This is a genomic window from Kitasatospora sp. NPDC096204, assembly GCF_044763205.1.
In the GTDB taxonomy this organism is placed as follows: Bacteria; Actinomycetota; Actinomycetes; order Streptomycetales; family Streptomycetaceae; genus Kitasatospora.
In genome coordinates, this window is record NZ_JBIWFT010000057.1 from 14,834 (window position 1) to 29,155 (window position 14,322).

General features: G+C 70.6%; 11 protein-coding genes, 1 tRNA gene and 1 pseudogene. 5 read left to right on the forward strand and 8 right to left on the reverse strand.

From position 1 onward, the window contains the following. Window positions 1-292 precede the first annotated feature (292 nt). The 5 genes from ACIQ87_RS37435 to dnaK form a co-directional block, all read right to left on the reverse strand. Window positions 293-1,285, reverse strand: coding sequence for a hypothetical protein (locus ACIQ87_RS37435; RefSeq protein WP_402416111.1), 993 nt, complete (start codon window positions 1,283-1,285; stop codon window positions 293-295). 193 nt (window positions 1,286-1,478) lie between these two features. Beyond that, window positions 1,479-2,009, reverse strand: a complete 531-nt coding sequence (locus ACIQ87_RS37440; RefSeq protein WP_402416114.1) for a heat shock protein transcriptional repressor HspR — start codon at window positions 2,007-2,009, stop codon at window positions 1,479-1,481. A 7-nt stretch (window positions 2,010-2,016) separates the two neighbouring features. Next, complete coding sequence (dnaJ, locus tag ACIQ87_RS37445) at window positions 2,017-3,180, reverse strand: molecular chaperone DnaJ (protein ID WP_402416117.1); 1,164 nt, start codon at window positions 3,178-3,180, stop codon at window positions 2,017-2,019. Window positions 3,181-3,394: 214 nt separating this feature from the next. Continuing rightward, window positions 3,395-4,012 (reverse strand): nucleotide exchange factor GrpE, encoded by a 618-nt coding sequence (grpE, locus tag ACIQ87_RS37450; RefSeq protein WP_402416119.1) that lies wholly within the window; start codon window positions 4,010-4,012, stop codon window positions 3,395-3,397. Further along, a complete protein-coding gene (dnaK, locus tag ACIQ87_RS37455; RefSeq protein WP_402416122.1) occupies window positions 4,009-5,850 on the reverse strand; it encodes a molecular chaperone DnaK in 1,842 nt (613 codons plus the stop codon). Before dnaK ends, grpE begins: the two co-directional genes overlap by 4 nt. A gap of 331 nt (window positions 5,851-6,181) precedes the next feature. Between dnaK and ACIQ87_RS37460 the strand changes: the two genes are divergently transcribed. The 4 genes and pseudogenes from ACIQ87_RS37460 (at window position 6,182) to ACIQ87_RS37475 (ending at window position 12,105) form a co-directional block, all read left to right on the forward strand. Further along, window positions 6,182-8,407: a heterodisulfide reductase-related iron-sulfur binding cluster gene (locus ACIQ87_RS37460; RefSeq protein ID WP_402416125.1), complete on the forward strand. Its 2,226-nt coding sequence runs from the start codon at window positions 6,182-6,184 to the stop codon at window positions 8,405-8,407. A 342-nt stretch (window positions 8,408-8,749) separates the two neighbouring features. Continuing rightward, a pseudogene (locus tag ACIQ87_RS37465) lies at window positions 8,750-9,823 on the forward strand (sugar phosphate nucleotidyltransferase); the annotation flags it as partial. A 196-nt stretch (window positions 9,824-10,019) separates the two neighbouring features. After that, window positions 10,020-11,120: a Yip1 family protein gene (locus ACIQ87_RS37470; protein ID WP_402416128.1), complete on the forward strand. Its 1,101-nt coding sequence runs from the start codon at window positions 10,020-10,022 to the stop codon at window positions 11,118-11,120. 94 nt (window positions 11,121-11,214) lie between these two features. Beyond that, complete coding sequence (locus tag ACIQ87_RS37475; RefSeq protein ID WP_402416131.1) at window positions 11,215-12,105, forward strand: metal-dependent hydrolase; 891 nt, start codon at window positions 11,215-11,217, stop codon at window positions 12,103-12,105. Between the two features lie 108 nt (window positions 12,106-12,213). Here the strand turns inward: ACIQ87_RS37475 and dcd are convergent, their stop codons facing one another. Further along, a complete protein-coding gene (gene dcd, locus ACIQ87_RS37480) occupies window positions 12,214-12,789 on the reverse strand; it encodes a dCTP deaminase (RefSeq protein ID WP_392868524.1) in 576 nt (191 codons plus the stop codon). 71 nt (window positions 12,790-12,860) lie between these two features. Further along, entirely contained in the window at window positions 12,861-13,082 is a 222-nt protein-coding gene (locus ACIQ87_RS37485) for a hypothetical protein (RefSeq protein ID WP_074001850.1), read from the reverse strand. Window positions 13,083-13,358: 276 nt separating this feature from the next. Between ACIQ87_RS37485 and ACIQ87_RS37490 the strand changes: the two genes are divergently transcribed. Continuing rightward, window positions 13,359-13,432: transfer RNA gene (locus ACIQ87_RS37490), tRNA-Gly, on the forward strand. Window positions 13,433-13,704: 272 nt separating this feature from the next. On the opposite strand, the gene ACIQ87_RS37495 is transcribed toward ACIQ87_RS37490, so the two are convergent. Beyond that, complete coding sequence (locus ACIQ87_RS37495) at window positions 13,705-14,304, reverse strand: GNAT family N-acetyltransferase (protein WP_402416134.1); 600 nt, start codon at window positions 14,302-14,304, stop codon at window positions 13,705-13,707. Window positions 14,305-14,322: the final 18 nt, after the last annotated feature.

The window sequence follows — 14,322 nt, forward strand, 5'->3', positions numbered from 1 at the left end:
CGCCAGTGCTATTGATTCGGTCCTAGGTGTTCGAGAGTTTGGAGGGTGGGTCCGTGTCTCTGCGTCGACTCGTCTGCAAGGCTGCGCTTCCGATCCTCATCGGCATGGCGGTTCTGACCGGAGTCTCCTTCGCGTCCGACGGTGGGCACGCGGCTGTGAGCACCAGTGCGCTGACGGCTGTTGCCGACGACCTGCACTGGGGCTGAAATCCGGCCTTACGGCTCGATCGGGACGGGGCGGGCGTGAAGGCTGAGCCTTTCGCGCCGGGTGGGGCGGGATTCGGCGGCCGCCCTCAGCCCAGTTCCGGTCTCGTCGACCGGCCGAGCGCGTAGCCCAGCTGGAAGAGGGAGTCGACGTGGTACTCCTCCCTCAGTTCCGCGATGTGGCGCGCCAGGGTGCGCTCACTGATGCCCAGCCGTCGTGCGATGACCCGGTGGTTCGTCCCGGCGAGCATCAGGTCGATGATCGTCTGGCGCAGTCTGGAGACCACTTGTTGGGGGACGGAACGGTCCCCGTCGAATTCCAGGGCCCGGTTCCAGCTCCGCTCGAAGACCTCCTCGATGAGGAAGCTGACGATGGCCGGATCGTGGATGAACGCGGCCAGGTCGTCGTCCACCACCGGGATCACGGCCAGCTTGCGGTCCACGATGATCAGCCGGGCGTACGGCTCGTCCAGGGTGCGGAACTGCCACCCTTCCTCGGTCAGCTTCGCGACGTAGTCCCTGGTCGCCTGGTGGTAGCGGGTGCTCGCGTTGTAAATGGTGCGCATCGACGCGCCGTGGCGGAGAATCTCCAGGTCGCGCGCCAGGAAAGACGTCAGCATTTCCGCCGGGCGGGGTCCGCCGGGCTGCATGGACAGGCCTTCCGTGACTCCCGCGGCGGCCGACTGCTGAAGTCTCTGATTTATCCGCGCTTTCCCGTGGATGTATTCGATGGCCCCACCCGTCGTGTCGGGGGCGTGAAATGCCTCGGCGAGTTCGCTGAGGTCGCCGGGCAGCGATACCGCTCTGGAGAGCAGATCGAGGGCCTGACGCTGCCAGGTGGAACTCAGACTGCCGGCGAGTTGGGCCGGATCGACCGCGAGCAAAGCGCCCGGTTCGTCGCTGTCGGGTATGAGCAGTCCGAGTTTCAACAATTCATCGAGGGCCGGGACACTGGTGACCGGACACGCGCTCCGGGAGAGACGGCCGTTCTCGTTGACGGCCTGCAGGTAGAGCTTTCGGGCGTCCTCGGACAGGACGCGCGATCCGCCGAATGCAGCCCCCGCGTGCTCTCGCCCACTCATCTCGGCTCCTAGTGTTGACCGGGAAGTAGTCAACGCGACTGTCGTCTTCTGTGGCAAGAATCCTAGGTGGCGCTGACCGGGTGCCTTGCCGCCCGCAGATCGACCGTGCCGGCCCGATAGAGCACTCTCTCACCAACACCGAGCCGCCGGCACCCCCCGAGAGGAGGGACCGGCGGCCGGTGGATCCGTCAGGTCAGCGCTTGGGACGCCAGACGACGAGCGCGCTGGACTGCGGGGTGGGGGGCTGGTACGGGACGAGGTCGCGGCGGTAGGACGCGTGGACGGCGGCCTCGCGCTGCTGGAGGGCGGTGGCGGCGCCTTCCAGCGAGTCGACCAGCTCCGCGACGCGGGACCGGAGGGCGGTGACCTGGTTCTCCAGCTCGATGATCCGCTTGATCCCCGCCAGGTTGATGCCCTCGTCCTGGGAGAGCCGCTGGACCTCGCGCAGCTGCTGGATGTCGCGCGCGGAGTAGCGGCGGCCCCGGCCGGCGGTGCGGTCGGGGCAGACCAGACCGAGGCGGTCGTACTGGCGCAGGGTCTGCGGGTGCAGGCCGGACAGTTCGGCGGCCACGGAGATGACGTACACCGGGGTGTCCTCGGTGAGCACGTACGTCGGCGGGGCCGCGGCGGCCCGGCGGGTGCGGCGGGCGCCGGCGCCGGGCAGGCCCTCGCCGAGGCCGGAGCCGATCGGGGTGTCGGGGTCGATCGGGTTCATCGGGGACATCTGGTCGTCACGCTCCCTTCGCCGCCCTGAACAGGTCGGCTCGCGGATCGTCGGAGGCGGTGGCCTCGCGGTACTGCTCCAGGGCGCTCAGCGCGTCGCCGGTGACGTGCTGCGGCACCACGACCTCGACGGTGACGAGGAGGTCGCCGCGGGTGCCGTCCTTGCGGGTGGCGCCCTTGCCGCGGGCGCGCATGGTGAGGCCGTTGGCGCTGCCCGGGGGCAGCTTGAGCTTCACGGCCGGGCCGTTCAGCGTGGGCACCTCGATGGTGGCGCCGAGCGCCGCCTCGGGGAAGGCGACCGGGACGGTGACGGTGAGGTTGTCGCCCTTGCGGCCGAACACCGGGTGCGGGTCGACGTGCACGGTGACGTAGAGGTCGCCGGGCTGCCCGCCGCGCTCGCCCTGGGCACCCTTGCCCTTGAGCCGGATGCGCTGGTCGGCCTGGACGCCGGCCGGGATCCGGACCTGCATGGTGCGGGCCGAGCTGGCGCGGCCGCTGCCGTGGCAGTCGGGGCACGGGTCGTCGACGATCATGCCCCGGCCGCGGCAGTCCTTGCACGGCTCGGAGAGCGCGAAGGCGCCCTGGCCGCGGCTGACGGTGCCCGCGCCGACGCAGGTCGGACAGACCCGCGGGGTGGTGCCGGCCTTGGCCCCGGTGCCGTTGCAGCCGCGGCAGGGGGCCTGGCTGGTCATCCGCAGCGGGACGGTCGCGCCGTCCACCGCCTCCTCGAAGGAGAGCGTCACCTCGGTCTCGACGTCGGCGCCGCGCCGGGGCTGGGCCTGGCGGGTGCCGCCGCGGTTGAAGAGGCCGCCGAAGACGTCCCCGAGGCCGCCGCCACCGCCACCGCCGCCGCCCTGGCTGCCGCTGAAGAGGTCGCCGAAGTCGAAGCTGTAACTGCCCGTGCCGCCGGGGCCGCCGGCCCGGAAGCCGCCGTTGGCGAAGAGGCTGCGGGCCTCGTCGTACTCCTTGCGGCGCTTCTCGTCGGAGAGGACGTCGTACGCCTCGGAGATGTCCTTGAACCGCTCCTCGGACTTGGCGTCACCCTTGTTGGCGTCGGGGTGGAACTCGCGCGCGAGCTTGCGGTAGGTCTTCTTGATCTCGGTGGCGGTGGCGTCCTTGGGCACGCCGAGGACCTTGTAGTAGTCCTTCTCGACAAAGTCCTTGCCACTCATGCGTCCACCTCGCTGCGCTCGGCAGCCGCTGAGCCGTTCACGCGCCTCTCGATCGTTCGCTCGCTCACGGCTTCCGCCACCTCCCGAGTTCCATCGTCACAGAGCTGTCAACAGCCGCTGGGTGCACGACCGTTGACAGAGCGCTGCGGAGCCGGCCGCCGTACTGGCCGGCGTACGACTCCGCAGCGCACTGGTTGTCAGCTGTCACAGGTTGTCAGCTGTCCGAGCCACCGTCGGACTTGTCCTTGTCGGTGGACTTCTCCTCGGCGCCCGAGGACGCCTGGCTGCCGGGCTGGGGCTCGGCGACGGCCACCATCGCCGGGCGGATGATCCGCTCGCCGATGCGGTAGCCGGGCTGGAGGACCTGGACGCAGGTGTCCTCGGTGACGTCCGAGGAGTAGCTGTGCATCAGTGCCTCGTGCATGGTCGGGTCGAAGGGCTCGCCCTCCTTGCCGAACTGCTGCAGGCCCAGCTTGGCGACGACCGTCTCCAGCGACTCGGCGACGGACTTGAAGCCGCCCGTGACCTCGCCGTGCTCGCGGGCGCGGCCGATGTCGTCCAGGACCGGGATCAGCGACTCCAGGATGTTGGAGACGGCGATCTCGCGGACGGTCAGCCGGTCGCGCTCGACCCGCTTGCGGTAGTTCTGGTACTCGGCCTGGAGGCGCTGGAGGTCACCGGTGCGCTCGGCGAGCTCCCGCTTGGCGGCGGCGAGCTCCTCCGAACCGGAGCCCTCCGAGCCGGCCGCGGCGGCCTCCTCGGCAGCCTTGATCACGGCCTCTTCGGCGGCGGAGTCGTCGCCGGGCTTGCCGCCCTGCGGCTTGTCCGTCATGCCGCACCGCCCTTGGGCTTCTCGTCGTCCACGATCTCGGCGTCGACGACGTCGTCGTCCTTGGCCTGGGCGGAGTCACCGGAGGCGGCGGCACCGGCGGGGGCGTCGGCGTTGGCGTACAGCGCCTGGCCGAGCTTCTGCGCGGTGGTGGAGACCTTCTCCGAGGCCTCGCGGATCTTCGCGATGTCCTCGCCCTTCAGGGCCTCCTTGAGCTCGCCGATGGCGGTCTCGACCTCGGTCTTGACGTCGCCCGGCAGCTTGTCGGCGTTGTCGGCGATGAACTTCTCGGTCGAGTAGACGAGCTGCTCGGCGGAGTTGCGCGTCTCGACGGCCTCGCGGCGCTTGTGGTCGTCCTCGGCGTACTGCTCGGCCTCGCGGCGCATGCGGTCGACCTCGTCCTTCGGCAGCGAGGAGCCGCCGGTGACGGTCATCTTCTGCTCCTTGCCGGTGCCGAGGTCCTTGGCACCGACGTGCATGATGCCGTTGGCGTCGATGTCGAAGGTGACCTCGATCTGCGGCAGGCCGCGCGGCGCCGGCGGCAGGCCGGTCAGCTCGAACATGCCGAGCTTCTTGTTGTACGCGGCGATCTCGCGCTCGCCCTGGTAGACCTGGATCTGCACGGACGGCTGGTTGTCCTCGGCCGTGGTGAAGATCTCGGAGCGCTTGGTCGGGATCGTGGTGTTGCGCTCGATCAGCTTGGTCATGATGCCGCCCTTGGTCTCGATGCCGAGGGACAGCGGGGTGACGTCGAGCAGCAGGACGTCCTTGACCTCGCCCTTCAGGACACCGGCCTGGAGCGCGGCGCCGATGGCGACGACCTCGTCCGGGTTGACGCCCTTGTTGGCGTCCTGGCCGCCGGTCAGCTCCTTGACGAGCTCGGCGACGGCCGGCATGCGGGTCGAGCCACCGACCAGGACGACGTGGTCGATCTCGGAGAGCGAGATGCCGGCGTCCTTGATCACGTTGTGGAACGGGACCTTGCAGCGCTCCAGCAGGTCCGCGGTCAGCTGCTGGAACTGGGCGCGGGTGAGCTTCTCGTCCAGGTGCAGCGGGCCCTCGGCGGAGGCCGTGATGTACGGCAGGTTGATCGAGGTCTCGGAGGACGAGGACAGCTCGATCTTCGCCTTCTCGGCGGCCTCGCGCAGACGCTGGAGGGCCATCTTGTCCTTGGACAGGTCGACGCCGTGGCCGGCCTGGAAGACCTTGACCAGGTGGTCGACGACGCGCTGGTCCCAGTCGTCACCACCGAGGTGGTTGTCACCGTTGGTGGCCTTCACCTCGACGACCCCGTCGCCGATCTCCAGCAGGGAGACGTCGAAGGTGCCGCCGCCGAGGTCGAAGACCAGGATGGTCTGGTCGTCCTTGTCGAGGCCGTACGCGAGGGCGGCCGCGGTCGGCTCGTTGACGATGCGCAGGACGTTCAGGCCCGCGATCTCGCCGGCCTCCTTGGTGGCCTGGCGCTCGGAGTCGTTGAAGTACGCCGGGACGGTGATGACGGCGTCGGTGACGGTCTCGCCCAGGTACGCCTCGGCGTCGCGCTTCAGCTTCTGCAGCACGAAGGCCGAGATCTGCTGGGGGTTGAAGTCCTTGCCGTCGATGTTGATCTTCCACCCGGTGCCCATGTGGCGCTTCACCGAGCGGATGGTGCGGTCGACGTTGGTGACCGCCTGGCGCTTGGCCACCTCGCCGACCAGGACCTCGCCGTTCTTCGCGAAGGCGACGACGGACGGCGTGGTCCGCGCACCCTCGGCGTTCGTGATGACGGTGGGCTCGCCACCCTCCAGAACGCTGACGACCGAGTTCGTCGTACCGAGGTCGATGCCGACCGCGCGTGCCATCGTAAATACCTCCACGGAAGAGTTGAGCTTTACGGGCTCAAGGATGCACGACTCGATGGGCGGCGTCAACAGGCATGAGTGCGAGTCGCTCAACTTTGCTGAGCCGGGACCTCGGTCGGGGGCCCGGAAGTCCGGGGTGCGCCCCGCCACGCCGTGGCGGGGGTGCGCCCACGTGACTGCCGCCATAGCTTGGGAATCTTCTGGAGAACTGTTGCCCACCGGTAATGTCCGGGCCGTCGGCCCGGCAAGTTACCGACCAGTACACTCAGTTCCAAAGACCTGAGAACCGCAGAGCCTGCTCAACCGCAAAGCCGCAGGAGACGGAGAGCCGATGCAGCTAGCAGCGATCGTCATCTCGCTGGTCACATTCGTGATCGGCACCGCGCTCGCCGCCCGTGCGGCGCTGTACATCTACAGGGTGGTCCGCACCGGTGCGGACGACTCCACCCGCTTCGGGCAGCCCGCCCAGCGGGTGAAGACCGTGGCGACCGAGTTCGTCGGCCACACCAGGATGAACCGCTGGGGGGTCGTCGGCGTCGCCCACTGGTTCGTCGCGGTCGGCTTCTTCAGCCTGGTGCTGACCATCGTCAACGCCTTCGGCCAGCTCTTCGACGCCGACTTCGCGCTGCCGATCATCGGCCACTGGATGATCTGGCAGCTCTTCGTCGAGCTGATCGGCACCCTGACCACGCTGGGCATCCTGGTCCTGATCGTGATCCGGCTGATGAGCCTGCCGTCCAGGTCCGGCCGCAAGTCCCGGTTCGCCGGCTCGATCGCCTGGCAGGCCTTCTACGTCGAGTACACGATCCTCGGCATCGGCCTCTGCATCCTGATGCTGCGCGGCCTGGAGGGCGCCCTCAACGGCGTCGACTCGTACGGGCCGGAGCACCTGGTCTCGTACCCGCTGGTCTCCGCGCTGAGCGGCCTGTCGCACGGCACGCTGGAGAACCTGATCTACCTGTTCGCGATGCTGAAGATCTGCATCTCGTTCGCGTGGGCGACCACCATCGGCCTCAACCCCTCGATGGGCGTGGCCTGGCACCGCTTCCTCGGCTTCTTCAACATCTACTTTAAGCGCGAGGAGGACGGCGGCACCGCGCTCGGCGCCCTCCGTCCGATGACCAGCAACGGTCAGCCGATCGACTTCGAGGACCCGGCCGACGACGCCGTCTTCGGCGTCTCCCAGGTCGAGCACTTCTCCTGGAAGGGCATCCTCGACTTCTCCACCTGCACCGAGTGCGGTCGCTGCCAGTCGCAGTGCCCGGCCTGGAACACCGGCAAGCCGCTCTCGCCGAAGCTGCTGATCATGAGCCTGCGCGAGCACGCCTACGGCAAGGCGCCGTACCTGCTGGCCGGCGGCGGCAAGGACATGGAGGGGGAGGAGAAGGCCACCTCCGAGCAGCTCAAGGACGTCCCGGCGGCCGCCCTGGCCGAGGCCGAGCGCCCGCTGATCGGCACCGCCGAGGAGAACGGCGTCATCGACCCGGACGTGCTGTGGTCCTGCACCACCTGCGGCGCCTGCGTCGAGCAGTGCCCGGTGGACATCGAGCACATCGACCACATCGTCGACATGCGCCGGTACCAGGTGATGATCGAGTCCTCGTTCCCGACCGAGGCCGGGACGATGCTCAAGAACCTGGAGAACAAGGGCAACCCGTGGGGCATGGCCACCAAGGCCCGCCTGGACTGGGTCAAGGAGCTCAAGAAGGAGACCGGCATCGAGGTGCCGGTGATCGGCGAGGACATCGACCCCGCCGAGGTCGAGTACCTCTACTGGGTCGGCTGCGCCGGCGCCCTGGAGGACCGCGCCAAGAAGACCACCAAGGCCTTCGCCGAGCTGCTGCACACCGCGGGCGTGAAGTTCGCGATCCTCGGCAAGGAGGAGTCCTGCACCGGTGACTCCGCCCGCCGCCTGGGCAACGAGTTCCTGTTCCAGATGCTCGGCGCGCAGAACGTGGAGACGCTGAACGCGGCCCTGGAGGACGCCCCGGTCAAGCGGATCGTGGCGACCTGCCCGCACTGCTTCAACACGATCGCCAACGAGTACCCGCAGCTGGGCGGCCACTTCGAGGTCATCCACCACACCCAGCTGCTGCAGCACCTGATCGACGAGGGCAAGCTCGTCCCGGTCAACCCGGTCGAGGGCCTGATCACCTACCACGACCCCTGCTACCTGGGCCGCCACAACAAGGTCTACAGCCCGCCGCGCGAGATCATGGACAAGGTCCCCGGTCTGCGCCAGCAGGAGATGCACCGGCACAAGGAGCGCGGCTTCTGCTGCGGCGCCGGCGGTGCCCGGATGTGGATGGAGGAGCGCATCGGCAAGCGGATCAACACCGAGCGCGTGGACGAGGCGCTGTCGCTCAACCCGGACATCGTCTCCACCGCCTGCCCGTTCTGCCTGGTGATGCTCTCCGACTCGGTCAACGGCAAGAAGAACGAGGGCGCGGCCAAGGAGCACCTGAAGGTGGTCGACGTGGCCCAGCTGCTGCTCGACTCGGTGAAGGCCCAACCGCCGGCCGGGAGCGAGGAGCAGCCCGCGACGGTGGACGCGTAACAGCCGCCGCACAGCCCGCTGTTCGACAGTTCTGCTACAACTGCCCGGCCCGGTGGACGCCGTGAACGCGCCCGCCGGGCCGGGCTTTCGGTTGGCGCGGACGGCCCGCGCGGGTACGGCGGGAGTACGGCGGGTGACGGCAATCGCACAGGCGCCGGACGGGCATTCGGTCGGAAGCAAATACAGTAGGCCCGGACCGGCTTCGTGCCGGTCCGCCCGCTCCGGACGGAAGCCCCGGACGGGTGGCGACCCGCGCCGGCCGGACGGCCGGGTCCAGACCGACGACGAGGTGCCGGCCCACCGGGCCGGGCCGCAGAGACCACAAGGGGAACAGCGCAGACCATGACCGAGGCGATCATGCTGGTCGGTGGTAAGGGCACGCGACTGCGTCCGCTGACCACCCACACCCCCAAGCCGATGCTGCCGGTGGCAGGCGTCCCGTTCATCGCGCACCAGTTGGCCCGCGCGGCCGCCGCCGGCGTCACCCGCGTCGTGCTGGCCACCTCGTACCTGGCCGAGGTGTTCGAGGACCACTTCCAGGACGGCACCCCGTACGGCATCGAGCTGGTCTACCTGACCGAGCGCGAGCCGCTGGGCACCGGCGGCGCCATCCGCAACGCCGCCTCCGGCCTGACCTGCGGCCCGGACGAGCCGGTCCTGGTCTTCAACGGCGACATCCTCTCCGGCGTCGACATCGCCGCCCTGCGCGACGGCCACGTGGCCGCCGGGGCCGACGTCACCCTGCACCTGACCCGGGTCGAGGACCCGCGCGCCTTCGGCCTCGTCCCCACCGACGAGGACGGGCGGGTGCTGGAGTTCCTGGAGAAGCCGGAGACCCCGGAACAGATCGTCACCGACCAGATCAACGCCGGCTGCTACGTCTTCACCCGGTCCGTGATCGACCGCATCCCGGCCGGCCGCGAGGTGTCCGTCGAGCGCGAGACCTTCCCCGAGCTGCTGGCCACCGGCGCGCTGCTGCGCGGCGTCGTCGACACCTCGTACTGGCTCGACCTGGGCACCCCGGCGGCCTTCGTCCGCGGCTCGGCCGACCTGGTGCTCGGCAAGGTCGACTCCCCGGCCGTCCCCGGCCCGACCGGCGACGCCCTGTTGCTGCCCGGCGCCACCGTCCACCCGGGCGCGGTGCTCAGCGGCGGCACCGTGGTCGCCGAGGACGCGGTGGTCGAGGCCGGCGCGATCGTCGAGGGCAGCGTGATCCTGCCGGGCGCGGTCATCGGCCCGGACACCCTGGTCAAGGACTCGATCGTGGGCGCCTTCGCCACCGTCGGCGACCGCTCGGCGCTCGACGGCGCGGTGATCGGCGACGGCGCGATCGTGGAGTCGGACAACGAGCTGCCGAACGGCATCCGGATCGCCTGCGGCACCCTGCTGCCGGTCGGCGCCGTCCGCACCTCGGCCGGCCCGGGCGGCTGCCCGGCCGGCACCAGCGCGGCCGCGGCGGTGCACGGGCCGTCGGTCGGCGCGCAGCGGTAGCGCCCGCGGGGGCCGGGCCGTTCGCGGGGTTTCCGGTCCCGTTCGTCTCAGCCTCGCTGCAAACCGGCCCCGGCTCCGTCCGGGGCCGACGCGGGCCGGGCCGGGCGGGTACCTTCGGACCGTGGCTGGTAATCGATACGACAGCGGTCAGGGCGCGAACCGTCCGCACGGTGGGTGGTCTGCCCCTCCGCCGCCGCCCGGGGGGCACGGGGCGACGGACGGGCCGGAGTACTTCACGGCCCCGCACCCGGCGGCGCCCGGCGGGCCGGGCGGCGCGCCCGGCGGTCCCGGCGCGCCCACCGGCGGGCCGGGGCACCCGGCGGGGGACGGGTACGACCCGTACGCGGCGGACCGGCCCGGCAGCACCAGGGCCTTCCCGGTCGGCGACCCGTACGCGGGCGGCGGCCCGTACGCTCAGCAGCCGCCCCACCAGGGGCACCCGGGCCAGGAGCACGGCTACTACGACGACGGTCACGGGCAGCAGCCGCCGTACGGGCCCGCGCAGGGCTACGGCTCCGACCAGGGCTACGGGCCGGACGCGGGCTACGGGCCCGACGGGGGTTACGGGCCCGACGCGGGCTACGGACCCGACGGGGGTTACGACCGGCAGCAGCCGTACGGCCAGGACAACGTCGCCGTCTACCGGGCCGGCGGCCAGTCCGCCCCGCACGTCGCCGGGCCCCGGCCGCACTGGCGTGAGCTGTTCACCGGCCTGTTCCGCAGCCCGACCGCGATCTTCGACCGCACCCGCGACCACCAGGTCTGGCTGCCCGCCCTCACCGTCTCGCTGCTGTACGGCGCGCTCGCGGTGCTCGGCATAGGGCTGACCCACGACGACATCGTCAACTCGACCTTCACCGTGGCGCTGACCGGCATCCTCGCCGCCGCCGTCTGCTTCACCGTGGCCGGGGCGCTCTTCGGCGGGGTCACCTACGCGCTGGCCCGCCAGCTGGGCGGCGACGGCCCGTGGAAGGCGACCGTCGGCCTGGCCGCGCTGATCGGCTGGCTCACCGACGCGCCCCGGCTGCTGCTGGACCTGGTGCTGCCCTCCGGCAGCGTCGTCGTCCAGGTCGTCGGCTGGGCCACCTGGGCGCTCTGCGCCTACCTGCTGACCAGCATGGTCCGGCGGCTGCACGACCTGCCCTGGGGCAAGGCCGCGGCCGCCTCGGCGGTGCAGCTGGTCGCGCTGCTGGTGCTGATCAAGCTGCCGACGCTGGGCTGAGGCCCCCGACGGGCGAAGGGCAGAATGGGGGCGGGCGGCGGCCGAACGCCGGGCCCGCCCCACCCTCGTCGTCCTACCTCACCGGAGCCAGGCCATGACCCTCCCCACCACCCACGTCAGCTTCCCGGCCGGGGCGGTGACCGGCGAGTCCCCGGTGCTCGCGGTGCACCCGCTGGCCGACGGGCGGTACGCCGTCGTCACCGAGGCGACCCCGTTCCACCCGCTCGACCACACCTGGCCCGACCAGCCGGCCGACCTCGGCACCCTGACCGTGGACGGCACCGAACTGGCCGTGGTCGACTGCCTGACCGGCGCCGTCGGCCCGGAGGGCGGGGAGCTGCTGGTCGGCGCCGACATCCCGGTCCGGCGCGGCGACGAGGAGTGGTCCTGGCTGGTCCTCCACGTCCTGGACACCGACCCCGGCGACATCGTCGGCCGCACTGCCGCGCTCGCCGTCGACACCGATCGCCGGGGCGCCCTCAGCGCCTCGCACAGCGGCTGCCACCTGCTCGCCCTCGCCCTGAACGCCGCGCTCGCCCCGCGCTGGCGCAAGGACCCGGGCCGCTCGGACGCCTTCGGCCACCCGGACTTCGACAGCCTCGCCATGGCGAGCTCGGTGATGGACACCGCGGCCAGCACCGACACCTACCGGCTCGGCAAGTCGCTGAAGAAGAAGGGCTTCACGGTGGACGCCACCGAGGAGTTCCCGGCCCTCGCCGACGCCCTGCCGGCCCTCACCGAGGCCGTCAACGCCCGGCTGGCCGCCTGGGTCGCCGCCGACGCCCCGGTCCGCATCGAGGTGCCCGGCCCCGAGCTCACCGCCCGCCGCCAGTGGCACTGCGAGCTGCCCGAGGGCGGCGCGCAGATCTTCTGCGGCGGCACCCACCTGCACCACCTCGGCGAGCTGGCCGAGCTGCGCACCGAGCTGCGGCTGTCCGAGGACGGCACCGAGCTGGTCGCCGTCACCAGCCCCAAGCGGGCCTGAGAACGCCGCGGGCGGCCACCCCTCGTCCGTCCTCGGATGGGGGTGGCCGCCCGTCGTGCGTGCGCTCCGTCGGCCCTGCGGGTCTCGCCGGCCCTGCGGGCCCTGCGGTCAGACCTTCGTCTGGTGGAAGTTCAGGTACGAGCGGGACGGCGTCGGGCCGCGCTGGCCCTGGTAGCGCGAGCCGTAGCGCTCGGAGCCGTACGGGTGCTCCGAGGGCGAGGAGAGCCGGAAGAGGCACAGCTGCCCGATCTTCATCCCCGGGTACAGCTTGATCGGCAGCGTCGCGACGTTCGACAGCTCCAGGGTCACGTGGCCACTGAAGCCGGGGTCGATGAAGCCGGCCGTGGAGTGGGTGAGCAGGCCCAGCCGGCCCAGGCTCGACTTGCCCTCCAGCCGGGACGCGACGTCGTCCGGCAGCGTGATGACCTCGTACGTGGAGGCCAGCACGAACTCGCCGGGGTGCAGGATGAACGCCTCGTCGCCCTCCGGCTCGACCAGCCGGGTCAGGTCCGGCTGCTCCTCCGAGGGGTCGATGTGCGGGTACTTGTGGTTCTCGAACACGCGGAAGAAGCGGTCGAGGCGCACGTCGATACTCGACGGCTGGATCATCGCCGGGTCGAAGGGGTCGACGACGACCCGGCCCAGGTCGATTTCGGTCCGGATGTCCTTGTCAGAGAGCAGCACGCTTCGAGGTTACGTGCAAGAAAGGGCCCCGGACGAATCCGCCCGGGGCCCGTTCCGTCCTTCCGCGACCGTCAGGCCAGGAACTCGGCGGCCTCCAACCGCATCGCCCGCGCCAGTTGCGGCTCCGACAGCTCCCGCACGTCGGCCAGCACCGAACTCCGCATCCGTCCGCACTGCGGACAGCGGATCAACCGCCCGGGGCCGAGCCGACCCGGACCGAGGTTCTGCATCGGGAACGTGGTGGTGCTGAACAGGTGCCCCTCGGCACAACGAACGACGGCGCGCTGCTCCATCGATCCCCTTCCCATCCCTAACCCAGTACTCACCCGTACTCACCGCCCCGGCGACCGAGCCCAGGGACAGCGTCACATTAGGGGATGTTCCGGACATTCCTCACCATGGCTCGCCGCCTCGGCTCCCACCCACCGGAGCACTCGCACGCGGCCCAAACAGTACGCCCCCGACACCCGTCCCACCCGGCTCCGCCACGTCCCCCGACCCCCTGTGCAACCACCGTCGCAGATGGGGTACAGTGACACTGGATCGAGCGGTCTCTGACGGCTCATCAGGCGGGCGTAGTTTAATGGTAGAACATGAGCTTCCCAAGCTTAGAGCGCGAGTTCGATTCTCGTCGCCCGCTCCAGCAGTAAAGCCCCAGGTCAGCGACCTGGGGCTTTCGCATTGTCTGGACCAATCCGACCCTGCCGTGCCAGATCCGTGCCAGAAGGCGCTTGGGCTCCGGCGACGTGAGCGGGGCCGATCCACAGGACACGGGTCCACTGCTGGCCGCAGTACAGCCAGCAGAAGCCGTCGACCCAAGTGTTGCCGTCGTCGGTCGCGGGTGGGTCGGGCATATTGCCGCGGGCGAACCCGGCGATGCCGGGGATCACTATGTGCGGCTCGGGCAGCACCGGATCACCGCCCCGGACTGTGTCCGGCCTCGGATCCAGCGGCTCGGCCGGTTCCCAGTCCGTCGATTGGTGCCCACTCGTGTTCCAGGATCGAGTAGGTGATCGAGTCGCGCCAGGCGCCGTGGACGAAGACGTGGTCACGGATCCGGCCGTCCTCGGTCATGCCGGCCCGAAGAAGAGTGCGGGCAGAGGCTTCGTTGAGCGGGGAGCGGGCGGCCCAGATGCGGTGCAGGCCGAGGACGTTGAAGCCGAGTGCGCACAGCAGGTGGACGGTCTCGGTGCCGAGTCCCTTGCCCCACGCGGCGGGGTGGAGGGCGAAGCCGATGGTGGCGGCCTGCTGCGGCTCGGTGGCCAGGCGCGCGTAGCCGATCAGCCGCTGTTCGCCGAGGCGGGTGACGGCGAGGCAGTACTCGGTGCGCGGGGTGGCGCGCGCGGAGTCGATGGAGCGGGCGGTGATCGCCTCGACCTGCTCGCGGGTGCGGGGTTCGAAGCTGAGGTGCCGGGTGGCCTCGGGGTCACCGTAGATGGCCAGGAGATCGTCGGTGTCCTCGGGTTCGACCTCGCGCAGTGCCAGGTTGGGGCCGGTCAGGTGTACAGGATTCATGGCTGCGGAGCCTATCCG